This is a genomic window from uncultured Chryseobacterium sp. (assembly GCF_913776365.1).
Lineage (GTDB): Bacteria > Bacteroidota > Bacteroidia > Flavobacteriales > Weeksellaceae > Chryseobacterium.
In genome coordinates this window covers 1-23,821 of record NZ_CAJYMO010000277.1, presented here as the reverse complement: position 1 = coordinate 23,821, position 23,821 = coordinate 1, and the positions used below count along the sequence as shown (strand labels likewise).

Below are 23,821 nucleotides of genomic sequence, written 5' to 3'. Positions count from 1 at the left end.
TGTTAAGTGCATTTTTCCACTCTCGCCAGAGGTTTGAAAGAATATTTCCTTCCTGTGGCCAGATTTTTACAAAGATAGTTTTTTTTAATAAGCCCTTCCAATAAATACTTTTCATTGCGGTACATAAAGAAGTCCCCTTTCTGCAGCTTTTCTATAAATACGAGCCTATCATCCTGCTTTTCAATGTGAAAATACCTTACCAGTTCCGGACTTGCCATAAAATTAGCTCTTGGTGATCTTGAGAATTTTACAATAACCGGTCTGAGCTTTTCCTCATATACCTCCAGGCTCTGCAAAAGCATCTGCCTGAACGTTTCTTTCCATTCGTTTCCATGGGGCGAAATCCTCCGTCCGTATTTTTCAAAAGCGATCAGATGGGCCAGTTCATGGGTTAATACAAAAAAGAAAAGCTCCGGAACCAATGTTGAATTAAGCGTGATCTCATGGGTGTTATCAGGAAGTTTCCTGTAGTCTCCGAGCTTTGAGTCCCTGTTTTTTGTAATCTTGATATGGATATAATAATCGGCAAACCATATCTTTAAATAGGGCAGCGTATTTGGCGGCAAATATTTCTCTAACGACTGGATGGACATGGCATCTATAAGCTCAGCGGAATTCCCGAATAGAAATTCAGCAATTTCTGACTGAAAAGATAATTGAATTTGGCCTGGGCTACAGATCCCTGGGCATTGGCATAATTGTTTCTTGCGACATTTACATCATAGATGGTAGACCTTCCTGCGGCATAGCTTTTATCGGCGAAATCTAGAGCCAGCTTCGTGCTTTTTTCAGCCTGAACGGCAGACAGATAAATTTCATAATTTGCATCCACATCAAACTGTGCTTTCTGAACATTCTCCCGTACAATCTGTTTCTGCTGAAGCATGGTTACTTTGGCAATATCTTCATTAAGCTTCGACTGCTCTACCTGGAGCTTTGTAATTCCTTTATTAAAAATCGGGATGTTTACGGAAATATTCAGATTCTGTCCGAAGTTATCCCTATACTGATTGAAGAAAGGCGTATCGTAAACCGGGTTGCCGAACTCGTCCGTTCGAAAATTAAGCAGGTTGTTATAAAAACTCCCGATTCCGGCACTGGCCGTTACGGTAGGCCAGAAGGATGTCCTGGTCACTTCGGTCTGGGCTTCTGCAGACCTGATCCGGCTCTGGGCCGCTTTGATCTGCGGCTGGGTATCATAGGCTGTGGCCAGCACCTCTTCCACCGGTTTCAACTGAGGAGTCAGCTGATCCGGAACCTCTACATCCTCCACATCAAAATCTTTGTACTCCTGCAGCTGCAGCAGCTGGGCAAGGGCAAATAAACTTCTTCCTACATTGATTTCAGCAGTCTTGAGATTCTGTTTTTCCCTTGCCAGGCCGGCTTCCGCTTCAGCCAGAACCGTCTGGGCTGTGGTTCCTACGGTAGTGGTAATCTTGGAACGGTCATACTGTTTCTGAGCGTTTTCTACGGCAGCCTGGGAGATTTTTACAATTTCTTTATTCAGAAGCGTGGTAAGATACTGCTGTGCGATCTGCAGTGAAATGTCATTTCTGACGGTTTCAATATCATACTGGCTGGCTTCAACATCGAATTCTGTTTTTCTGACGGTTTTTTCCAGTCTTCCGTTATTATATACCAGGATATCCGCACCGACATTGGCATTGTTGCTGAAACGGTCATTGCGGATACTTCCCGTTCCTAATGAAGCCTGCCCGAAACTTACGCCGTTCCCTACGTTTGCAGAAACACCGGGAAGGTAATTTCTTTTGGCTATTTTAAGGTTAAGATCCTGGATCTGTTTTGAGTATTCATTCTGGATCACCTGCAGATTATGCTTGGCTGCATAATCCACACATTCTCTCAAAGACCATCTTTTCTGGGCATTGAATGCCAGGCAGGACAATCCTAAAATAATAGTCAAAACTTTTTTCATGTTACGATTTTCCCTATTAGACGAATCAAATAATGAAAAGTTACAGATTTCAGGAAATTATTGTTTCATATCTATGAAACTTTTGAGAATTTTGCATCATGACTACTGAACAATACAAAGAGGCCGTGGAATGGCTTTTCGTACAGGCTCCCAACTATCAGACCGACGGAGAGAAAGCTTATAAACCCGGACTGGGCAATATCATCAAATTATGTGCATTTTTCGGAAACCCGCAGGAAAAAATAAAGTGTATCCATATCGGAGGAACCAACGGAAAAGGATCCACAAGCAATATGCTGGCTTCGGTGCTGCAGGAATCAGGATACAAAGTGGGTTTATACAACTCTCCCCACCTCATTGATTTCACGGAGCGGATCAAAATAAACGGTACCAATTGCGATAAAACATTTGTCTATGATTTTATTCAGAAACTGAAGAATCTTCCGGAGGACATCCAGCCCTCTTTCTTCGAGTTTACTACCATAATGGCTTTCGAGTATTTCTACCGGAAGCAGGTGGATATTGCCATTATTGAAGTCGGTCTTGGGGGAAGACTGGACTCTACCAATATCATTACCCCGCTGATTTCAGCCATTACCAACGTGCAGCTGGACCATCAGAATATTTTAGGGAATACCATTGAAGAAATTGCAGCAGAAAAGGCGGGAATTGTGAAGCCCGGCATCCCGGTGATTTCAGGTGATGAAAACGAACCGGTAAAAGAGATTATCCGGAATAAGGCAGCACGGGAACAGGCAGCTTTTATTGATGCTTCCTTACGGGATACGGATCTCGTATCCGACCTGCAGGGAAATTATCAGAAAAAAAATATAAAGGTCGTAATGGCATTGCTTCAGGAATTAAAAAAAATGAATTATACTGTTTCTGATGAAAATGTAAGAGAAGGATTGCTGCATGTGCAGCGGAATACCGGATTCATCGGCCGATGGTTCGAATTTTCCCCGTTTCCGCTTATCATCTGTGATACCGGCCACAACCAGGCCGGCCTGGAGCATGTCTTTGCACAGTTGAACGCTATTGACAGGCATAAGCATATCATCTTAGGATTTGTAAATGATAAGAAGATTGACGAGGTCATGAAAATTCTGCCGCAAAATGCCGAGTTTTATTTTGCCAAACCTTCTATCCACAGAGGAAGACATCCTGAAGAATACCGGACCTTGCTTGAGGAAGCAAAAATTCCCTTTACCATTTTCAATTCGGTACAACTTGCGTATCTCGCTGCAAAAGAACAATGTACGGATAAAGAAATGATTTTTATCGGCGGAAGTAATTTTGTAGTAGGAGAATTTTTAGAAAAAAATTTGGAGATTTCTAAATAAGTTGTATATTTGCACCACTCTAAACGAGGAAACAAGTATAGGGGCTCTTAGCTCAGTTGGTTCAGAGCATCTGGTTTACACCCAGAGGGTCGGGGGTTCGAATCCCTCAGGGCCCACACAAAATCTCTCAGGAAACTGGGAGATTTTTTTGTTATTATTTGTTAGATTTACGTCAGCTATTAATAAAAACAGCAGCAGGCAGAAATCCGTTCCGGAAAATTGCCCGATAAATTTCTATTTTTGTGTAATTCCTTATCCTCATGAAAAAAATTATCCTTATCGAAGATGAAACCGGCGTAGTGTCCTTTATTAAAAAAGGCCTTCAGGAAAACGGCTATGAAGTTTCCGTGGCTTTTGACGGGAAGACAGGCGTTCAGCTGGTACAATCAAATGACTTTGATCTGGTGATCCTGGACATTATGCTGCCGGAAATGAACGGGCTGGATGCATGTAAGGAAATCAGAAAGACCAATCCGCACGTCCCGATCCTGTTTCTTACCGCTTTAGGCACTTCCGAAAACATTGTTCTCGGGTTGGAAAGCGGCGGCGACGATTATCTGGTAAAGCCGTTCAAGTTTATCGAGCTGGTAGCCCGGATCAAATCCCTGCTCCGGAGAAGCCATAACGGGAATCCGGCAGAGCCTGCCGAACCGGAGGTGGACCAGGAATACCTCTATCAGTTTTCCGATCTGGTGCTTAACGATTATACTAAAAAAGTAACCCGCGGCGGAGAAGAAATTTCACTGACTTCCACCGAGTATAAGCTGCTCCTGTATTTCCTGAATAATCCGGAGAAGGTAATTTCCCGGGCGGAGATCCTGGATGCCGTCTGGGGAGTCAATTATGAGCTGGGTACCAATGTGGTAGACGTGTATGTAAATTACCTGCGGAAAAAGCTGGACCATCAGGAAGACCAGAAACTCATCCATACCGTTATCGGAATGGGATACGTCATGAAAAAACCATAGCGGATGTTTAACAGAGTCATTACCAACCAGACCAAGACGATGGTGCTCCTGATGCTGGTGTTTACCGCCATCATCCTGCTGTTCAGCGGACTGGTATATTTTTCAATTGTCAATTTCTCACACCAGCGGTTCTATGAGCTGCTGAAGATACGGACTACCACCATTATCCAGATCGAAAAAAGCAAGGATGACCTGGATATCCCGGAGAATTACATCCTGAACGGGCTGAATGACGAAGAACTGCCGATGGAGCGCGACTATGTGTTTGCCGTTCCCGCAGATTCCAATTTCAGCCAGATTTCACAGAAGATCCATATTCCGGGCTCTTTTTTTAAAAGCATTGTAAGAAAAGGGGAATCGAATTATAATGATCAAGAATTTTATTATATCGGCCAGACTTTCCGCCACGATGACAAGACTTATATTGCCATTGCTTCCGCTAAAAACCATTACGTGGTCTATTACCTCGGATTCCTGAAACGCACACTGATTACCTGTATCGTACTTTCCCTGTTTTTCAGCATGATCTTTTCTTTCTACCTTTCAAAAACACTGTTCAGGCCGATCCTTAAGATCACCAGCAAAGTAAAGGAAATCAGTTCCGAAAACCTGCACCTGCGCCTGGAACCCCAGCCGGACAATAAAGAACTGAACGAGCTGGTGGAAACTTTCAACGGGATGCTGAACCGTATCGAAACGTCCTTTGGAACCCAGAACCACCTCATCGGCAATGTTTCCCACGAGCTCCGGACACCGCTGACCTCCATCATGGGCGAAGCAGATGTAGCCCTTTCCATTTCCCGGACCAACGAAGAGTACAAGGAAACCCTGGGGATCATTTTGGATGAAGCGGAAAAACTGGATAAAAAGATTAAGGCTTTGCTGCTGATTGCCCAGACCGGCTTTGATGGGAAAATTCAGAAAATCGATCAGATCAGAATTGATCAGCTTTTATGGGATGTTATCGAAACCCTCAGGAGAATCGATACCCGGAACAACATATTCCTGGACATCAGTATGCTTCCGGACAATCCTAAAAAACTGAAAGTGCAGGGAAATGAGCAGCTGCTGCACCTGGCTGTGACCAACATCATCCAGAACGGCTGCAAATATTCCGATTTCCAGCAGGTAAGGGTTTCCCTGGGCGCTACGGATACCGACGTCTACATCATCGTAAAGGACAACGGAATCGGAATTCCCGTTGAAGAAATGAACAAGATCTATGATCCTTTTTTCAGGGCTTCCAATACCAACAATTACGAAGGCTACGGCATCGGTCTTCCGCTGGCCAGGAATATTGTCAGGATGCACCAGGGAGAACTGATTGTCAGTTCCTCTCAGAACCAGGGAACTACCGTACAGCTCAAGTTCCCGAATTTTTATCATACCACGCAGGAAGAAAGCAGGGAAAGCTAAACAGCAGAAAAAAGACTCAGGAAAAATTTCCGGAAGACAAACCGCGCCATTATTCAATGGACTTACATCGCTCTTGCTGATGTCCGGAGAAAGCTTTACAGCGGCATAAAAAAAGCCAATCTCCGTGAGATTGGCTTTTTGTTTATTTAAAGTTGAATTTTACTGTAAACATTACCTGGCTCGGCCGCAGCTGTATCCTGGTATAAGAAATATTACTGGTATTGATCTCATAGTTTTCGAAAACCTTTTTATTGGCAATATTCATCCATTTTATTTCAAAATCGATTTTCTTTTTAGCCCAGGTAAACTGATAAGACAGATCATAGAATCCATTATTATATTTCTGTCCTTCCGCACTGGAGTTTACCTGATCCCAATTGAATCCTACCGTGTGGTTTTCAATCGGATAGAAGAAAAGTCCCAGGTTATGGGTAAACCCTTTTCTGGCTGCATTGGAAACAATTTGTCCGGTACTGGTCTGCTTTGTACGGGATACGTTTGCATTATAATCGATGCTCATCCAGCTGAAATAGGTATTATTGAATTTAAAACCAACCGACTGGCTGTTGTTTTTGTTGGTGAAGGCAGCATCATCAAGAAAAGCATCGGAAGTTGTTGTATTATTGCTGTAGCTTAAGGAAGCATTGGTCTTGAATTTAGGAAAATATTTTCCTACCTCAGCGCTGTAGTTGTTGCTCAGTACATGGTTGTTCTGTTCAATATATTGCATCACTGTAAATCCGGCCGCATTGATGCTAGGGTTGGAAATCAGGTTTCTTTTTGCATCTGAAAATCTGTAATTGACATTAAAGAACAGGTTATTCAGCGGATTCCGGTATTCCAATCGTGTTCCTGCAGATTTATTATTGTTCTGAGGGATAGGATTGTTGGCATCCATAGCATTCAGACTGGTAGGTGAAGTCATCAGCAATCCGGAATAGGCGCTGTTGATTTCCCCGAAGTTATTGTTGATGTTTGCATTCACTGAGGCTTTCCAGAAAGAGGCAAAAGTATACTGGGCAAAAGCGTTTGGTTCGAAGGTCAATCTGTTTATTGATTTGGATACAAATCTCAAAGGATCTTCTGCTGTGATATTGTTGGAATTTACAGGAAGGCTGGCATAGAGCATCCAGGCATCACTCTTATAGTTAATCCCTACGCTAGCGTATGGTATTGCTGTAGTATATTTAAGATCATTGTAATATTCCTGTCCGTATCCGTGGTATGTTCCCTCCTGAAGGTTTGCCAGAACCGTATTCAGTGCTGTAGATTTAAAATTGAATCCTATTTCCGGGGTAAAAGTCCAGCCTTTGGTGGAAAAGCCGATATTGGCTGAATGATTCGCCTCAAAAGTCTTAAGACTCAGATACTGTCTCACTGTTTCTGCATACGCCCCCGGATTGAAGCCCGGAATGGTAACGTAGGATGCGGGAGACACGTCCAGGGTCTGCCGATCGGTCTGATAGCTCACAAAAGATAATACGTTGACCATCTTTTCTTTCCACGGAACAATGGTACTCAATGAGTTCTGGAATGAGGTAGTTGGGGATTCTATCGCTTCTGCCCCATCCCTCAGTATTTTGGTCTGGCTGTCGGTACGGCTGACGATTCCACGGTCTGCATTCCAGTATTGGGAAAAACTGGTGGTATTTTTAAAAAATCCTTTTTTGGCATTTTTTGTAAAAATCAGCTCCCCTTTTGCCTTGTCCGTATAAAAATTATTGAAAATATTCTGTGTAATGGTAGAAGCTATCGGACGTGACGGGCTTGCAAAATAATCAGTCTGGCTGTAAGATTCCCTTTCCACGGCATTATTGGTGTAATTGGCACTGGCCTTCAGCTCCCATTCTTTTTTCTTATCGATATTGGTAAGGTAGTTGGCAGAAAGGTAATGTACACTGTTCAGCAGGTATCTTTTAACCGGCAGGTTTGGGGTACTTGCATTTTCCACATTCAGCCAGTCATTCTGGGTGGCATTGATCCTTCTTCCTTCAAACCGGCTTCCGAACGACAGGATATTTCCTTCATTTTCTACCTGTTCGCCAACGTTATTGGTTTTGTAATTCACCACCCACTGGCTTTTTTGTCCGAAGAACATCGGGGTCAGCTTTACGTTCCACAGGAGCGGGCTGGCTCCTACCCCCACTTCTCCCCGGCCCGTCATGGTTACCGAATTTTTGAGTTTGATATTGATGGCAGCCTGGTCGGAAGGCACTTTATTCTGAAGAATCTTTACCGGCTGATGGTTTTCCAGTACCTCCACTTTCTGTACCGCGTCTTTCGGCAGGGAGTTGTTGATGGTTCCGTAGCCGCCTTCCATCAGGTCTTTTCCGTTAACATAGAATTTATTGATGGCATTTCCCTGGTACAGGATGGTACCGTCGGTATTCACTTCAATGCCCGGGATTTTCCGCATCACGTCCGCCAGGGTCCTGTCGCTTTTGCTGTCGAAAGCTTTCAGGTCGTAGGCAATGGTATCTCCCCGTGCTGTAATCATTTTCGTCTTCAGCTGTACTTCTTTGATCTCCGTAGCTTCCGACTCCATTTTAAAATTCAAGTTCTGGTCGCTGTTCCCGATCTGCCGGGTGAGAGGCCTTTGGTTAAAGGCTTTCACTTTCAGGTCCACGTTCGGTTCGGATGAAGTAAAGGTGACTTTATATTCTCCTTTGGCATTGGTGATTCCGTAAGCCAGGATGGCGTCTTTGCCCGGCTCCTCTATGGTAACGCTGGCACTGGGAATCGCGACTCCGTCTTCATCCGTAATTTTCCCCGAAATGGTTTTCTGCGCAAACGAAAGCACAGAGAGAAAAATCATCAGGAATAAAGAGATTTTCATGTTCATAATGTATTATTTGATCAATTAGTTAGTACTTGCCTTATTTTGTTACATTCATAAAGATGGGATTTATCATGAAAGGTTAAAACCCGTTCTTATATCACTACAAACATAGTGATATTTAACCTATATTTCTCTATCCCTTCCTATTTTTCTTTCCGGCTCCGGCGTGATGATCTGACTGATTATTAAACGAAAGAAAAATTAAGTTAATTCATTGTTATTTTTTAAATGTATTATATATATTTGTGTAAATATTTTAATATGGGAGTAGGCAACAATCTTAAAAAGCTCAGGAGCAAGACCAAATTTTCACAACAGGAGGTGGCAGACATGCTGGGATTAGGCAGAAATACTTATACCAACTGGGAGAATGAAAGCACCGATATCAAATCCAATTATATCCCGAAACTGGCAGAAATTTTCCAGATAAGCATCCTTGACCTCTTTGAAACCGGAAAAAAACATGACGGATACAACAGACTTGCCAATTTTGCCCTGAAGGATCATGCCGTTGCCCAGAAAGATTTTCAGCAGGGTATCATTATCAATATCACGGATTCGGAAGCGGCCAAGCTGATCAGTTCCCAGCTGGAAGAACTGATCAGAAGCCTGAATAAATAAGCAGGCTTATCATTTGCAGAAACAGGCATGTAGCATTCACTGCCCTGAATCTCATTTATTCGAAAGGTTTTAATTCCAGGGGATTGTTATACATTACTTTCAATTTCTCAAGTGCTGAGTCATATTCCCTCTTCATATCGCCTTCCATAGGCGGCATACCGGCCGGGGTGAATTCATAATTGTATTTAGCCTTGAGGTATTTAGCCTTATCAAAATTTTTATATTGACCCAGATTAAATTCAAATTCATCAGTATACTTTTCAACTTTTGCCAATGTAAAATGATAATCATCTCGGGTATCGTATAACTCGAAGATCAGGCCCGGTAAACCTGTAAATTTATAGGGGCCGACAGGCTGTGAATAATCTTTTGAAAAATAGGCAATCCAGCGTCTGCCATATTTATTGGTGGCTGCCATCTGGCATTTTACACCGTTTATCATTTTGGTATCACTGTACAATACCCATTTGAGTACAACTTTTTCCTGATAACGGATTTTACTGTCAATGACATTTACAAAAACATTTGTAATTCCATTTTTCTCAATAAGCCTTTCTTTGAAATAATCCCTGAGCATGGTCAGGTCTATTCCGTTCTTAGCTTTATATTGTTTCGTATCATTCAGATAATTCTGGTCGGCCGCAAAATAGTAGTCCTCTGAATTTCCTATTAAAAAAAATTTTTGATCATGCCTGTATTTTTCACCCAGTTTAAGGGAAGCGTTATATTCTACTTTGACAGTGGGCTTAAAATTAATTTTTTGTGCGGTGATGAACAGGGATAAAACCAGTGCGACTAGTAATAATAATTTTTTCATATTTTAATTCTAATTAAAGTTGGTGGATCGTGATGATCCACCAACTCAATCTAAGGATTGATTGTTACGTTCGGGGTCACTCCACATTCACCCTGATTGATCTGAGCGATATAAAGTGCCATTTGATTGTAAGTCCAGTTTCCCGTAAATGTAGTATAATGGGTTACTCCACACGTAGAAGTCCACACGGCCTGAACTCTTGCAAATGCCATTATGGAAATTCCTAGCATGGCACAGAATAAAATCTTTTTTTTCATAAAAGTTGTTTTAAAAATTAGTAATTCTTTTTTCCCAAGCTGAACATCCCTTTCTAGAATAAGCGGCCAGCCCGGATGATGCATCATTTTGTATGGACTGCTTTCGGAAATTCCTGCCCCGGTTTTGTGTGAAGCAGGCTGCGCTATTTCTTATTTAGCCATGGATCAAATCTATTACGAATTTTCCGGAAACACTGCCCTGAAAAACCAGCAAATTATGCCGGGTTTTTTGGGCATATTTTACAGTAAATCAGAAATATATATTTCATAATTTCGTTACAAATCAGGATTATGGTTTTTTGTTTTCTTTCCATAACATTTTATTCCGAAAAAAAAATGAGCAGAAGATTTATTTTAATCATAAATTATCAGCTGCAATTGGTTTAGATTTAATCAGAAGAAAACAGATCGGCTACTGCCGGTAGAGAGCGAAGACCGGCGAAACGGGTGTTCATGCTTTACTGAATTCACAGCAATTCTGTCTTTTTATTTGGACTAAATAGCTAAAAATGATTTGAATCATAGATTAAAAAAACCTTAAACCTGTTGACATCTGTTTTTATTTAATAATTTTGTAACATTAAATTTTTTAAAAAATGGGAATAAATTTAAAGCCGATCGATATTGTGGATGATATTACCCAGGAAGAGTTTATCAGGAAGTACCTGAAGCCCCGTAAACCTGTAGTCATCAAAAACATGGCAAAGAAATGGCCGGCTTACCAGAAATGGACAATGGAATACATGAAGGAAGTTGTAGGCGATGTAGAGGTTCCGTTGTATGACAGCTCAAAAGCTGATCCTTCTGCTCCCATTAATTCCTCCGCCGCCAAAATGAAGTTCGGCGATTATATAGATTTGATCCAGCGGGAGCCAACCGACCTCAGGATTTTCCTTTTCGACCCGATTAAATTTGCGCCCAGGCTCCTCGAAGATTATATTTCCCCTAAGGAACTTATGGGCGGGTTCCTGGATAAATACCCGAATATGTTTTTTGGCGGAAAAGGCTCGGTAACGTTCCTTCATTTCGATATCGATATGGCTCATATCTTCCATACGCATTTTAACGGCAGGAAACATGTCCTTCTTTTTGATTATAAATGGAGAGAAAGGCTGTATCAGATCCCCTATGCCACCTATGCGCTCGAAGATTACGATATCGAAAACCCCGATTTCATCAAATTCCCCGCCCTGGACGGCGTTGAAGGCATCGAATGCTACCTTGAGCATGGCGACACCCTGTTTATGCCGACCGGCTGGTGGCACTGGATGAAGTACCTTGACGGAAGCTTCTCGATTTCCCTCCGGGCATGGGACAAATCCTGGGGCGTAAAAGCCCATTCCTTGTGGAACCTTACGGTACAAAGGAAGTTTGATGATATTATGAAGAAAAATTTCAAAAAGAAATACATGGACTGGAAAGAACAGATTGCCATCAAACGGGCAGAAATTGCCCTCAAAAGAGGTCTCCCCAAATAGAATACGGCAAACTTTCTCAATACCATCAGGCTGACAGATAAAAAAAGACATTCCTTCACCGGAATGTCTTTTTGCTTGTACGATCTTAAGGACCTAAAGAATCCTGTAGACCGGATACTGCCGGAATGTTTTTCCCTCGAAATAAGGTGAATTCCTGTAGATCCAGTCCAGCTGAGCGGTACCATCTTCTGCAAACGTTTTATCCGAAGCTTTTTTAGCCTCGAATTTCTGCTTCAGGCTTTTATCTTTTTTCAGGAGCTCTGCTGCCGTGTCCTCAAAGATATAGGCGGAATAATATTCTTTCCGGGCTAAAATTCCGTCGAAGAAATTCCAGTTGAAGAACGAATCCAGTGCTTCCGGTTCCAGGGTTTCGATGAGGTATTTTACGCCTTCCTGACTGGTTGGGACCAGATAATCTCCCGCTGAAAACAGGATATTCTTATTTGAGTGCTCAACCGTCGTTTCGAAATGGGGATAATGTCCTTCGTAAGGGTTTTTAACGGTCCTGAAATCATTGATGGTATAGGATTCTACGGCGATGCTGCTGTCTTTCCGGATCGGCTTCATCCGGATGCCGTTTCTTTTAAGTTCTTCGATCACCCGGTACTGTGCCTGCGGAACCACATAATATTTCGGAATGGTAATAAAACCTGTCGGAACGGCCGTTGTAAACAGCTTTATATTCTTCGTAAAAGGTTTCTTACGGTCGTAATACAGCCTCGGTTTCCCGGAAATTTCGCTTGGTTTGTATTTTCCTTCATAGCCTTTAAAATCCATAGTCGTGTATTTCGTGGAATCTATTTTCCAACGGATTCCGTAGGGCTCTCCAGCCTGGTACTGCTTCAGGTTTTCCGTTCTCAGCTGCTTTATTTTCCGGTACTCTTTATCCAGGTTCTGCAGGTTGACCAGCATGTATTGGTAGGTGGCATCCACTCTTTTGTCATAAGGTTTCAGCATGTGGGTTTCCGGCATCGTCGACATGGCATTGAACAGCGAAGCATACCCGGTGGAATACCTTGGCGAATCTTCAAAAGCGGCAAACCCGATGTCCGGGACATCCCCGTGGATATTGACGTACGGTGTACTTTCATAACCGATTTTCTTTAAATCTTCCAGATTTTTAGCCTGATAGGTATTGTAAAAGTAATTTCCAAGCACTTTGCCCAATCGCTCCTTGAAGGTTGAAATATAGGTAAAAGTATACTGGTAATCAGCTCCGTTGCTCACGTGGTTATCGATGAATACATCCGGCTTCAGCCACTGATAGATTTCCTGGAAACTCCTGGCATTTTTCGTATCGGCCTTAATGAAATCCCTGTTCAGATCGAAATTCCTCGCATTTCCCCTGAATCCGTAGGCTTCGGGCCCATTCTGGTTGGCCCTGGAGAAAGAGCTGCGATTGAGCATTCCGCTGATGTTATAGGCAGCAATGGCAGCCACAATAAAGTTTTGAGGCTGGCTGATTTTCCCGGTGGCCAGATCCCGCATCAGCATCATGGTTGCATCAATTCCGTCCGGCTCACCGGGATGGATCCCGTTGTTGACGAAGAGTACCGCTTTGTCTTTTCTGAGTTCTTCTATTTTCTTTTCCGGAAACGGATTGTAAAGTACGACATAGATCGGTTTCCCGTTATCATCCTCCCCTTTTTTCAGGTATTGGATGGTCGGGAAATTTTTCGCCAGGTCCTGGTACCAGGAATTCATTTCTTCATAGGTAACGGTTTGGTTGCCGTTGCCTTTTTCAAAAGGGGTCTTGAATGTGTTCTGTGAAAATAAAAAAGAGGATGTGAGAATGAATAAAAGCGTACTCAGTTTCATTGATGCATGTTTGAGGTTTCAAAAGTACTTAAAGTTTAGAAACTGGTTGTTATCTTTTAACGCAGAATCTGTCATTCTGAATAGCTAGAAATGAGTGAAGAATCTGAAGTAAAGTTGAGGTTCTCCGCGCGTCAAAATGACAAACTTGAATCTAATTTAACATGTAAGAATAAAAAAACCCTGAAAGTTGGATACTTACAGGGGCATTTTTACTTTATTTCTTAATTATAAATTTACCACATACCAACGTCCACATTGATTAGTGCATATATTTTCAAATGTAGGATCACTTGAAGGAGCTTGAAGGCAGGCTGCCTGATTACTGTAATATGGCCGACCTGAAGTCCACCATGACGCGCATTCCTGAGTTATTCCTCCTTTAATAGATTTTAAATTTTCTCTTGAAATTTTGTTTAATTTTCTGTTTTAATTTTTTACTCTTACGTTTTTATGATTACATGATTTAATACACTAATATATGAAATATTCTATATAAAAATAAAACTTTTTTATAAAGAGTTTATTTTTTAAACTTTTGCTACCATGAAATATATTCTGCATCCACAAAATCCGTCAGCCAGACGTTGTTTTCGGAAAGATAGAACGGGATCCCGGCTTCATGCATTTTTCCGGTTTCTATGGTCAAAATAACCGGCTTTCCGTGGCGCATGCCGACTTTGATAGCAGTATCCTTATCCTGACTTAAATGCACATGCTGACGACTTCTTTTCTCAATCCCGTTTTCCAGGATCGAGGGGATGTTTGCTTCGGCTGTCCCGTGATACAGGAATTCAGGCGGCTGCTGCGGCTGTAAAGCCAGATCGATATCGATCGAATGGCCCTGATTTGCCCTGATCCTGGTTTTATCTTCATTAAAAATAAACCGTTTTTTGTCATTAGTTTCCACCATTTCGATCAATTCTTCCAGCGTAAAGCTTCTTTCGTGCTTTGCGCACTTTTCCATCAGCTCATCCACCGCTGCCCAACCGTTTTCATCCAGCGTAAGATTGATTACTTCAGGTTGGTGTCTCAGAACCAGGCTCAGAAATTTGCTGATTCTTTTTTTATGTTGTTCGTTCATGATTTGTGTTTATTTATATTGACTTAATAGATTTATAAATTCGTCGTCATTTCTGTAATCTTTCCAATCATCATCTTCATTAATATGTTTTACTGTTATCCATTTTTCATCTAAGGTTTCCTTTAAATATTTTAATGCATTTTCTTTATCTGATAATAGTGCGTGTGAACAGGATAAATTATATGGATTGCCATCTAACAAATATCCCCTTTGCGATATTGATAATGCTGTTTTAAAATATTTACTATTGTTGAGTAATTTGCCTAATTGAATTAAAGTATTTGCAAAATTATTAAGTACACTTAAATTTTTAGGATCTAATTTTAAGGCCTGATCATATTTTGTAAGACTTTCGTCAAATAGAAACTTATCCTCTTTTTGTTTTGCTAAATCTGCTAAAGCAGTTGCCCAATTATTAAAAACACTTGCATATTGTTGATTTAGTTCCGATGCTATTTTGTATTTTTCAAAACTTTCTCTAAACAATGTCTCATCACTGTTTTGTACTGCTAAATCTGATAAAGCTATTCCCCAATTATAAAAAATACTTGCTTTTTTTGGATCTTGCTCAGATGCAATTTTATACTTGTCAAAACTTTCTCTAAATAATATTTCATCACCTTTTTGCTTTGCTAAACGTGCTAAGGCTGTTCCCCAATTAAAAAAAACATCTTCACAATTTGAATCAAGTTCTGATGCTATTCTGTACTTTTCGAAACTCTTTCTAAATATTTCCTCGTCACTTTTTTGTACTGCTAAATATGATAAAGATATTCCCCAATTATTAAAAATAGTTGCATTTTTTGGAGCTAACTTTGATCCTCTTTTGTATATATCAAAACTTTCTCTAAATAATAACTCATCATTATTTAGTTTTGCTAAATTTAATAATCCAGTTCCCCAATTAATAAATGTATTTATATTTTTTGGATTAAGTTCCGATACTCTTTTATACTTCTCAAAACTTTCTTTAAATAGCGATTCATCATTATTTTGCAGCGCTAAACCTAGTAAAACAGTTCCCCAATTATAAAAAACATTTGGATTCTGCGGATCTAGGTTAGAAGCTATTTTATACTTTTCAAAACTTTCTCTAAATAATACCTCATCTTTCTGATATTTGGCTAAATCTGATAAAGCACTACCCCAATTATTAAAAACATCCACATCTTGTGGACTTAATTGTGATGCCCTTTTGTATTTCTCAAAACTTTCCATAAATAATGATGAATCATTATTTTGTCGTGCTAGATCTAATAAAGCATTTCCCCAATTATAAAGAACATCTGTTTCTTTTGGAGCTAATTCTGATGCTATTTTATATTTCTCAAAACTCTTTCTAAATAATATCTCGTCACTCTCTTGTTTTGCTAAATCTGATAAAGCATTTCCCCAATCATTATAATACCAAGATAATTGCTCGGTAACATTCTTATAATTATTTTTCTTAATTTCATTTTCAAAGGACAAAGCTACTTCTTCATTAAAATCTCCTTTCAATATTGCATCAACAATTTTCTGTTTTAGATTTTCTTCTGTTCCTTCTTCTTCGTATTGTGATATTGCTTTATCAATTCTCTTATTACAATTGAGAACCATCTTTTTTACATTGTCATTTAACTCATCATCTTCTTTAATCTCATTAATACTCTGTAAAACAGACTTAACAAAGGTAAATGGTTTACTAATAATTTCAGGAGCGTTTAACCCTTTATCTAATTTTGAAAGTTCAGCATGCAATTTCAAGAAAAAGGAATCAGCATAATATCCTTCTATTTTATTAGCATTGATGTTAGGCGTTTCTATAAATTCTAAGACATCTTTGTCAGCTTCTGAAAATTTATTTTTTACCCAGAATAATTCGTTTGAAAAGCTACCTAAAGATTTTATTTTATTAAATATTCCGTCATTACCACTATATCCAACCACGATCCAGGTTCTTCGCGTCTTTATTGAATTAAATAATCTTAAAACCTCATCCTCTACCTTTGCCAACTCATCAGGATTATTTAACAACCACTGCCCAAAGTATTGTCCGTGTAAATAAATAACAGAATTTTTCCTAATGTCAGTAGTTGTAATTGTCTTGATATTGGAAATATCATAAACAGGAGGAAGAAAATTAAATAATGTACAGGCTTTTAAAATTAAATCATCAAAATTGACTGTAACAATGTAATCAATATAACCTGACTTTAACAATTGTGCTAAGTAAATATTAGCTAAATTCAATTTGACTTCATCTCTGGTAACATAAAAATGGAATAGATCCCTTCTCTCATCTGCTGTTAAAGCACCCATCAAACTATAATAGTCATCCTTGTTTGTTTTAATACACTCTTTTATGATAGGATTATTAGAAAATTTATCTTTAATATCTTCAACAATAGTTGCAGTTAGGGGTATGCCTGCAGAAACTGAAACGCCTGCTCCTAGAAAAACGATTGCTTTCTCTCTTCCTTCATTTTTTTTAGCTTCATCTAATAGATATGCTAAATATTCTATCGTATTTTTGTTCATGGTTATTAAATTTATTACAATAATTTTTCTTCTAATTTAGCACAAAGCTTCTCAATATCCTCTTTTCTCACCAACACCTCAACCCACTCCTCAGGAATCGCTTCAAAACCATAATAAATTCCAGCCAATCCACCCGTGATCGCTCCGGTCGTATCGGTATCTTCTCCCAGATTCACCGCTTTTAAAACCGCTTCGGAATAACTTTCCGAATTCAGGAAACACCATAAGGATGCTTCGAGGCTGTGAAGGACATAGCCGCCGGAACTTATTTCATCTTCAGGGTATTTCGAAATATCGTTTTTTAAAATCCGATCAAAAAGCTGTATTTCTTTTGGGTTAAATCCTTGATTTCCTGCAAAATCTAAAGTTGCTTTTTGGGTATGAGTATAGGCTTCTTTTTTATTTTTTCCTTTGATCAGCTCAATGGCAAAAACCACATAGACAAAGCAGGCAAACACTGAACGGAAATGACCGTGCGTAATGGACGAAACTTCCTTTACCATCCGGTATAAAGTTTCGATATCTTCTTCATCCTTAAGATAAAAAGCCAACGGGAGGATCCTCATCAGAGAGCCGTTCCCGTTATCTTCTTCAAAAATATTCCCTGAAAAGCGGGCGCTTTCACCTTTGCTGAGCCTTGCAATGGAATGCCTGGTCGTTCCGCCAATATCGAAAAGCATGCCGTGTGCTGTCCAGTGGCCGTATTTGACCCATTTCACGAAGCTTTCTCCGATCTTTTCCAGATCGTAGTCTTTTGTTAAAGTGTCTGCAAGGCATAAGGTTAACGAACTGTCATCACTCCACGTTCCTTTCGGCTGGTTCCAGGAACCGAATTCCTGCATATCAGTAACAGGAAAACTTTTCAGGGTTTCCCTGCTCTTAAATTCCACCGGCACGCCCAGCGCATCACCCACACAGACACCGAAAATTCCGGCTTTCACAAGATTTTCCATCACGCAAGGTTTACCAGTTTATCAAACAACAGTTTCATTCCCTGGGTTGCGGTTTCTTTCATGACCACTGCTCTCTGCCCATAGCCGAAGTTTGTTTCGTTGGGATTGATTACAATCAGCAGACAGTCGTCCTTAATGTCGTGAAGCAATCCTGCCGCCGGGTAGACCTGCAGAGAGGTTCCGATGACCAGGAAAATATCGGCTTCTTTTGCCATTTGGATGGCTTCCTTCATCAATGGTACATCTTCGCCAAACCAAACGATGAACGGTCTCAGTTGTGATCCGTCTTCCGCTTTATCACCGATGTTGATGTCATGTTTATGCTCGTAGATCAGGTTCTTGTTGTTGCTTGAACAGGATTTGAAGAGCTCGCCGTGAAGATGCAGGATATTGGTGGATCCGGCTCTTTCGTGCAGGTCATCGATGTTTTGGGTAATGATCTGAACGTTAAAATATTTTTCCAGTTCCGCCAGTAACCGGTGGGCTTCGTTAGGTTCCACTTCATGAAGCTGGCGGCGTCTCTGGTTGTAAAATTCCAGGACCAAAGCCGGGTCTCTGCGCCATCCTTCCGGACTGGCTACATCGGTAATGCTATGATTTTCCCAGAGTCCGTCTCCGTCTCTGAAGGTTTTTATTCCGCTCTCGGCACTGATTCCGGCGCCGGTTAATATGGTTAGTTTTTTCATTGGGTTTTATTTTTAAATTAACGCAGAATTCACAAAGAATTTTTGTTAACTAACTGCTTAGAGGTTCGCAAAGCTACTTCGACAAGCTCAGCATAAACTTTTCACTTAGCTAAGATCAAAAATTTTCAATCTTTATTCTTCAGTAATTCTTTATAAATCGCTTCATTTTCATCATCAAAGCAGACGAAAATAATTTTTTCGATGGTGTCTGATCTGAAATTCTTTACCGTTTCTACGGCAATTTTTCCTGCCGCTTCTTTCGGAAAGCGGTAGACGCCGGTGCTGATGTTGGGAAAAGCAATGGTTTTTACACCAAGGCTTTCAGCCAGTTTGAGTGAATTTTTATAGCAGTTCTCCAGCAAGGAGAAGCACTTCTCTTCGTCTCCGTTCCAGACCGGCCCGACGGTATGAATGACATATTGCGCCGGAAGATTACCGGCTGTCGTTACCACCGCTTCTCCGGTATTGCATTTCCCCTGCCTGTTCCTGATTTCGATGCATTCCTCCAGGATCTGCTTTCCGCCGGCCCGGTGAATGGCCCCGTCTACCCCGCCGCCGCCCAGCAATGAGGAGTTGGCTGCATTCACAATGGCATCTGCCTGTATTTTGGTGATGTCACCTTTAATGAGTTCAATGTTCATAAAATCTGCTTTTTTTCCAGTTTTCAATTAAGGCTGTCCATTCCGGAATGGTGTTTTCCTCACAACACAGAATGCGTACGCCTCCGGCCATAGCGCAGGTCGTATCCCGGTCGCCTAATGCAGAAACGGTATTCCAAAGACATTCTTCAAAATTGCTTCTGTACTGGGAAAGCATCCAGGTCACCAGCGGCACCGTATCCTGGGCCGTCATCCCGGTTCCGTTTCCTAATGTTTTCACCAACAATTCCATACTGGGATTTCCGTCTAAATATAAGCATTTGTTCAGTTTGCTTTTCAGGTCGGAATCTACTAATTCGTTCTGAATGTTTCGGATGAAATCCTGCTGATCCAATATTTCCATTCCCATTTTTTCCCTGACAGCAAGGTAGCAGCCAGGGCAATGGCTTTTGTTCCTTCCATGGCTTCCCGGTTGGCGTGAGTCACTTCGCACGACCGCTCCGCATTTTCTTTGAGCCTGGCAAAATCATCATAAAAAATAAGCTCCGATTACAGAAGCTCTCATCGCTCCGCCGTTTCCCATAGAACCCTGTCCTTCAAATTTTGCATAGGAAACTTCTTTCCAGTGCTCATCGCTTTTTACTTCTCTGAAATACCGGTGCATGGAAGGTCCGTATCCGCGGTTGGTGTCTGAATAATAATTTTTAGTAAACTCTTCCGCCAGAAAATCCTGATCGATTTCCCCGAATTTCTGTAATGATCTGAACACGGCAATGGCCATGATCGTATCATCGGTGAAATCCAGATTACCTTCAGGAATAATCCTTTGATGAATATGGCTTTTCACAAAACTTCCCTCGCCAAAAAAACTTTCACCGAAAGCATCGCCGATGGATATTCCCGTCAGCGATTTCGAAGCAAGCAAGTATTTATCTTCCATTATTTTAGCCTTAATTTATTATTCAGAACCTCATCATCAAACAGCAACGGTTTTTCTTCAGGCAACATCAGCTGATCCAAATCACCATTCAAAACAAACTGATGCTGTTCTTTTACAAATTCCGAAATATTTTCAATTAAAATGAGATCTTCTTTGGCAAACGATCTGATCAGATCATTTCTCAAACCGATCTGGATTGCCCTTCTTTCCTGCTTTGCCCCGAAAGGATCATGATCCGGATCCCATTGCAATCTGGAAGAGGACGTTTTTACCTCATCCTGCCATTCTTCCCTGGAAATTCCCAACCGGTCATTATAGGAAGAATAGACGGCATTTTCCAAGTACTTTCTGAAAGCATCCATTTTCAGGTGAATGGCCAGCACGTATTCCTGTCCTTCTTTTGTCCCCCAGCCGTTCCGGTACATCATCCAGAGGAAGTTCGGCTTGATCCAGGTCATCCTTTCCAGGCTAAAAGGCCCTCCGAAATATTGATTTTTTACGGCAAATTCCCCGATGGCTTTCCGGTAAGACTGGTATACGATAATCTTTTCATCATCATATTGCGCCATAAGATGATGTCCTTCCTGCGGCCAGGCCTGTATTTGTTCTTTATAGTTTTTTAATTTGAGTTTCATGATATTTCTTCGAATGGCCTGATCATTTCCTCTTTCTTCGAGAGAATTGCGAAGACCACTCTTTTAAATTTATTTTTATATTTTCCCTGAAGGTGCTTTTTAAACAGCTCCGCTATCTCTTTTGGATCGTTTTTAAAAACGCCGCATCCCCAGGCGCCTAAAATCAGGGTTTCATTTCCCTGATGTAATGCCAACGCCAGCATTTTCTCCGTTCTGACATCCATGGCTCCGAAAATTTCACCGGCTCTTTCCGGCTCCTGACGTTTTACCACTCCCGCGTTTACTGCCGGAGAGGTGATGAAATTGCACAAAACCGGCTTCAGCAGCAATTCCCCTTTGTCCTTACGGAAAACCGGGACTTTCGGGCTGTAAATCATCATGTCGGTATAAAAACAGGATTCCATTTCCCGGTGGATTTTATAATAATCCCAGGCCTGAAGCAGGCTTTCATGCAATCCCGAAGTTCTTGCCAGGCTCTCCTCCTGTGCTTCGGCTCCGTTGATGAAGCCGCCGCCGGGGTTTTTAGCCGAGGCAAAATTCAGGCACATGATTTTTTCCTGTTCTTCCTCTTCTGCCAGCTGTAGAATGGCTTTCAGGGAACTGCATCTCCAGACTTCAAACCGGGTTTCAAAATGCTTATCCGGAGTTTCTTTTTCCGTAAGTTCCGCAAGCGCTTCGGAAGAAAACAGAACGGTTCCTTTCGTAGAAGCTTCCAGTTCGTTTTCGATGCTTATCTTTTCGTTGTTTCCGTTGATATAATATTTCCTGGCTAAGATTTCCAAGGTATCTTTTGCCATTCCTTTATTGGTCATGGTCAGTTTTTTAATGTTAAATAATAAATTTTCTATGGCTTCATGCGCCGTTCCTTTGAAGTCTTTCCCGATAAAAACCTGAGTGACTTCAATTTTTCCGGTGATGGACTGATTGAACGTTTCCAGCTCTTCCGCCGGAACCCAAAGCTCATTATGGTTTTTTGCCCCTACATTCCGGAAAGGGTATTTGTTAACCGCTTCTTCCAGTACTTCAAATCGGGTGACAAATCCCAAATAATTTCCGGCTTCATCACGGGTGTTCCATTTTTCTGCAATTTCGGAAGCATAGTCTTCATTCAGCACAGGATAGAAAATCGGCTGCCATTCCAGTCTGGGAGGAAATGCCTTGTAACCGTTTTCAATGATTAAAAGCATTTCCTTTTCTCCGACCGGTCTGTATAAGGTTTGTGTTTTCATGGTTATTTTATATTAAATTTCGGCTCAAGCCATTGAATATTTTCTTTTTAAAATGGGCTAAAGCCCATTCCTATTGATAAAATTATTACAGTCTATTCAAGATCATAAACATATACTTCTATACCATCTTCGAGCAATGCACTTTGAATAATCGGTTCGATTTCTTCCCATTTTCCTCCTGCTAAGCCACAGCCGATCCTTGGCATATGGATGCTTGCCTTTAATAGTAAAGCTTCATCAGCAAGTTTTTTCAGGCAGCTTTCAACCGCTTCATACCGGATCGGTGCTATTCCCTTTGAATTGGTGACGGTTTTATGCTGACCTATCATATTGCATACCCAAAGATCTTCCTCCACCTGAACCATTTGGATTTCTCCCAGATTAAAATGAGTTCCGCTTTTATACCAGTCCCGGTAATTATCCTCAGGCTTCTTCCATCTTTTGGAAATAGCAAGAACAAATCCTTTTCCCCATCCTCCAATATCGTTGCAGATATGGGCGATGATCTGATTTCCTGCTGTTGACGGATTTGTAGCGTCCCCTTTTATATATTTAATCTTCTTCATGATGCTCTTTTCTGATTATAATTGATCATTAAATTCTTCTGAAGTCCTTTGAATATGGAGAAAAAGATCCCCAAATTTCATCAAACTTGACGTTCAGTTTTGCGGGTTCAAAAGATTCGTCCAACTGATCGAGGCAGGTGACCACCAGGTTTTTCCGGTGGGCAATGCCGTAGCCTTCATCTACCTTTAAGGCATAATCCAGCAATTGGTAATCCAGATCCCCGGTACGGAAGGCTCCCTGATAGTCATTGAACGTACAGGTTTCCTCTTCATTGTTCCGTAACGGAAGCTCTTTTTCATTACTCATCCAGCCGTTTCCGTGACGGGTGCCGTAGTTTCTTGTAACATAGAACATTTCGATATGATCGATTCCCAGTTGACTGCATACTTCGTGGGCATTTTTTGAAGTGGTGTGGGCATACGTTACGTTCGGAAATACGCCGTGATCCATATCCAGCAGGATTCCCTGGCTGCCTTCAAAAATAAGATGGTCAAAACTTTTCAGATAGCCGTAGCCTTCGATATTCCAGTCCATTTCGTCGACAGCGTGCAGGAAATCATCCAGTGCCTGCTGTATTTCTTCGCCTTCAGAAAAGCCATAATAAAGAGCGATGCCTTTCAGCTTTTCGATCAGCATCGGTCTTGGCGCTATCAGGTCGGCCGCAAACAGCCGGTAAGGGCTTTCATGCCTTTTCATCGTGGCACCGACTCCTTTTCCGCAGGTTCCATGTGCGGTATTCCTTACATCTCTTCTGTTGTGAAGGACATCAAAAGGCGTCGTTACTTTCGCCAAAGGATGAATATGAAGTCCGGTATTCCCGTTTTTGGCTTTCAGTTCCTTCCATTCATTATACATAAAAACCGGATGGATGGTGCAGTGTTCGGTAAAATAAGACGGCAGTCCACGCAAAGCCCCGCTGCAAAAGCTGGAATGGACATGCTTGCGGTCACCGATCATCACCGTATGCGCTGCCTGCTGCCCTCCTGAAAACCGGATGACCACTGCCTCCGGATTGCAGGCCGCGAGGAAATCGGTGGTGATGCCTTTGCCTTCATCACCGAATCCCAGTCCTATAACGATTTCTGCTGTTTTCATCTTAAAAATCTCTGAATCATTCC

22 protein-coding genes and 1 tRNA gene are annotated in these 23,821 nt (G+C 41.3%); 6 read left to right on the top strand and 17 right to left on the bottom strand.

Annotated features, from left to right (window positions below; all coding sequences use genetic code 11):
• Nucleotides 1-2 precede the first annotated feature (2 nt).
• Complete coding sequence (locus QZ735_RS14580; RefSeq protein WP_367117856.1) at nucleotides 3-566, bottom strand: SprT-like domain-containing protein; 564 nt, start codon at nucleotides 564-566, stop codon at nucleotides 3-5.
• 32 nt (nucleotides 567-598) lie between these two features.
• The gene (locus tag QZ735_RS14575; RefSeq protein WP_294249774.1) at nucleotides 599-1,936 is read right to left on the bottom strand and encodes a TolC family protein; all 1,338 of its coding nucleotides are present in this window, start codon (nucleotides 1,934-1,936) and stop codon (nucleotides 599-601) included.
• A gap of 98 nt (nucleotides 1,937-2,034) precedes the next feature.
• Here QZ735_RS14575 and QZ735_RS14570 point away from each other — a divergent pair, with 98 nt between their 5' ends.
• The 4 genes from QZ735_RS14570 to QZ735_RS14555 all read left to right on the top strand — a co-directional run bounded on the left by QZ735_RS14570 (nucleotide 2,035) and on the right by QZ735_RS14555 (nucleotide 5,663).
• The gene (locus QZ735_RS14570; RefSeq protein WP_294249772.1) at nucleotides 2,035-3,279 is read left to right on the top strand and encodes a folylpolyglutamate synthase/dihydrofolate synthase family protein; all 1,245 of its coding nucleotides are present in this window, start codon (nucleotides 2,035-2,037) and stop codon (nucleotides 3,277-3,279) included.
• Between the two features lie 41 nt (nucleotides 3,280-3,320).
• Nucleotides 3,321-3,395, top strand: a tRNA-Val gene (locus QZ735_RS14565).
• Nucleotides 3,396-3,539: 144 nt separating this feature from the next.
• Complete coding sequence (locus tag QZ735_RS14560) at nucleotides 3,540-4,247, top strand: response regulator transcription factor (RefSeq protein ID WP_294249770.1); 708 nt, start codon at nucleotides 3,540-3,542, stop codon at nucleotides 4,245-4,247.
• 3 nt (nucleotides 4,248-4,250) lie between these two features.
• Nucleotides 4,251-5,663 carry a HAMP domain-containing sensor histidine kinase gene (locus QZ735_RS14555; RefSeq protein ID WP_294249769.1) on the top strand — a complete coding sequence of 471 codons (1,413 nt, stop codon included), beginning with the start codon at nucleotides 4,251-4,253 and terminating at the stop codon, nucleotides 5,661-5,663.
• 142 nt (nucleotides 5,664-5,805) lie between these two features.
• Here the strand turns inward: QZ735_RS14555 and QZ735_RS14550 are convergent, their stop codons facing one another.
• Complete coding sequence (locus QZ735_RS14550; RefSeq protein ID WP_294249766.1) at nucleotides 5,806-8,505, bottom strand: TonB-dependent receptor; 2,700 nt, start codon at nucleotides 8,503-8,505, stop codon at nucleotides 5,806-5,808.
• Nucleotides 8,506-8,763: 258 nt separating this feature from the next.
• On the opposite strand from QZ735_RS14550, the gene QZ735_RS14545 reads away from it, so the two are divergent.
• Nucleotides 8,764-9,123, top strand: coding sequence for a helix-turn-helix transcriptional regulator (locus tag QZ735_RS14545; protein WP_294249764.1), 360 nt, complete (start codon nucleotides 8,764-8,766; stop codon nucleotides 9,121-9,123).
• Nucleotides 9,124-9,178: 55 nt separating this feature from the next.
• On the opposite strand, the gene QZ735_RS14540 is transcribed toward QZ735_RS14545, so the two are convergent.
• Nucleotides 9,179-9,940 carry a GLPGLI family protein gene (locus tag QZ735_RS14540; protein WP_294249761.1) on the bottom strand — a complete coding sequence of 254 codons (762 nt, stop codon included), beginning with the start codon at nucleotides 9,938-9,940 and terminating at the stop codon, nucleotides 9,179-9,181.
• A gap of 50 nt (nucleotides 9,941-9,990) precedes the next feature.
• Entirely contained in the window at nucleotides 9,991-10,152 is a 162-nt protein-coding gene (locus tag QZ735_RS14535; RefSeq protein WP_294249758.1) for a hypothetical protein, read from the bottom strand.
• Nucleotides 10,153-10,793: 641 nt separating this feature from the next.
• On the opposite strand from QZ735_RS14535, the gene QZ735_RS14530 reads away from it, so the two are divergent.
• Nucleotides 10,794-11,675, top strand: coding sequence for a cupin-like domain-containing protein (locus tag QZ735_RS14530; RefSeq protein ID WP_294249756.1), 882 nt, complete (start codon nucleotides 10,794-10,796; stop codon nucleotides 11,673-11,675).
• A gap of 93 nt (nucleotides 11,676-11,768) precedes the next feature.
• Here QZ735_RS14530 and QZ735_RS14525 read toward each other — a convergent pair whose 3' ends face one another.
• The 12 genes from QZ735_RS14525 to QZ735_RS14470 form a co-directional block, all read right to left on the bottom strand.
• Nucleotides 11,769-13,493: a hypothetical protein gene (locus QZ735_RS14525; protein ID WP_294249754.1), complete on the bottom strand. Its 1,725-nt coding sequence runs from the start codon at nucleotides 13,491-13,493 to the stop codon at nucleotides 11,769-11,771.
• A 538-nt stretch (nucleotides 13,494-14,031) separates the two neighbouring features.
• A complete protein-coding gene (locus QZ735_RS14520) occupies nucleotides 14,032-14,574 on the bottom strand; it encodes an RNA 2'-phosphotransferase (protein WP_294249750.1) in 543 nt (180 codons plus the stop codon).
• Between the two features lie 9 nt (nucleotides 14,575-14,583).
• The gene (locus tag QZ735_RS14515) at nucleotides 14,584-17,094 is read right to left on the bottom strand and encodes a hypothetical protein (RefSeq protein ID WP_294249747.1); all 2,511 of its coding nucleotides are present in this window, start codon (nucleotides 17,092-17,094) and stop codon (nucleotides 14,584-14,586) included.
• A gap of 14 nt (nucleotides 17,095-17,108) precedes the next feature.
• Nucleotides 17,109-18,047 (bottom strand): ADP-ribosylglycohydrolase family protein, encoded by a 939-nt coding sequence (locus tag QZ735_RS14510; RefSeq protein ID WP_294249746.1) that lies wholly within the window; start codon nucleotides 18,045-18,047, stop codon nucleotides 17,109-17,111.
• Nucleotides 18,047-18,733, bottom strand: a complete 687-nt coding sequence (locus QZ735_RS14505) for an NAD-dependent deacylase (protein ID WP_294249744.1) — start codon at nucleotides 18,731-18,733, stop codon at nucleotides 18,047-18,049. Before QZ735_RS14505 ends, QZ735_RS14510 begins: the two co-directional genes overlap by 1 nt.
• A 125-nt stretch (nucleotides 18,734-18,858) precedes the next feature.
• A complete protein-coding gene (locus QZ735_RS14500) occupies nucleotides 18,859-19,374 on the bottom strand; it encodes an O-acetyl-ADP-ribose deacetylase (protein WP_294249742.1) in 516 nt (171 codons plus the stop codon).
• Nucleotides 19,364-19,735 (bottom strand): ADP-ribosylglycohydrolase family protein, encoded by a 372-nt coding sequence (locus QZ735_RS14495; RefSeq protein WP_294249740.1) that lies wholly within the window; start codon nucleotides 19,733-19,735, stop codon nucleotides 19,364-19,366. Before QZ735_RS14495 ends, QZ735_RS14500 begins: the two co-directional genes overlap by 11 nt.
• Nucleotides 19,736-19,861: 126 nt before the next feature.
• Nucleotides 19,862-20,272 (bottom strand): ADP-ribosylglycohydrolase family protein, encoded by a 411-nt coding sequence (locus QZ735_RS14490; protein WP_294249738.1) that lies wholly within the window; start codon nucleotides 20,270-20,272, stop codon nucleotides 19,862-19,864.
• Nucleotides 20,272-20,907: a DUF4291 domain-containing protein gene (locus QZ735_RS14485; RefSeq protein ID WP_294249736.1), complete on the bottom strand. Its 636-nt coding sequence runs from the start codon at nucleotides 20,905-20,907 to the stop codon at nucleotides 20,272-20,274. Before QZ735_RS14485 ends, QZ735_RS14490 begins: the two co-directional genes overlap by 1 nt.
• Nucleotides 20,904-22,136 carry a TIGR02452 family protein gene (locus QZ735_RS14480; protein WP_294249733.1) on the bottom strand — a complete coding sequence of 411 codons (1,233 nt, stop codon included), beginning with the start codon at nucleotides 22,134-22,136 and terminating at the stop codon, nucleotides 20,904-20,906. The genes QZ735_RS14485 and QZ735_RS14480 overlap by 4 nt, the downstream gene beginning before the upstream one ends.
• A 92-nt stretch (nucleotides 22,137-22,228) precedes the next feature.
• Nucleotides 22,229-22,702 (bottom strand): macro domain-containing protein, encoded by a 474-nt coding sequence (locus QZ735_RS14475; protein WP_294249731.1) that lies wholly within the window; start codon nucleotides 22,700-22,702, stop codon nucleotides 22,229-22,231.
• A gap of 28 nt (nucleotides 22,703-22,730) precedes the next feature.
• Nucleotides 22,731-23,821, bottom strand: a 1,091-nt coding sequence (locus QZ735_RS14470) for an adenylosuccinate synthetase (RefSeq protein WP_294249729.1), incomplete at its 5' end; no start/stop codon positions are given.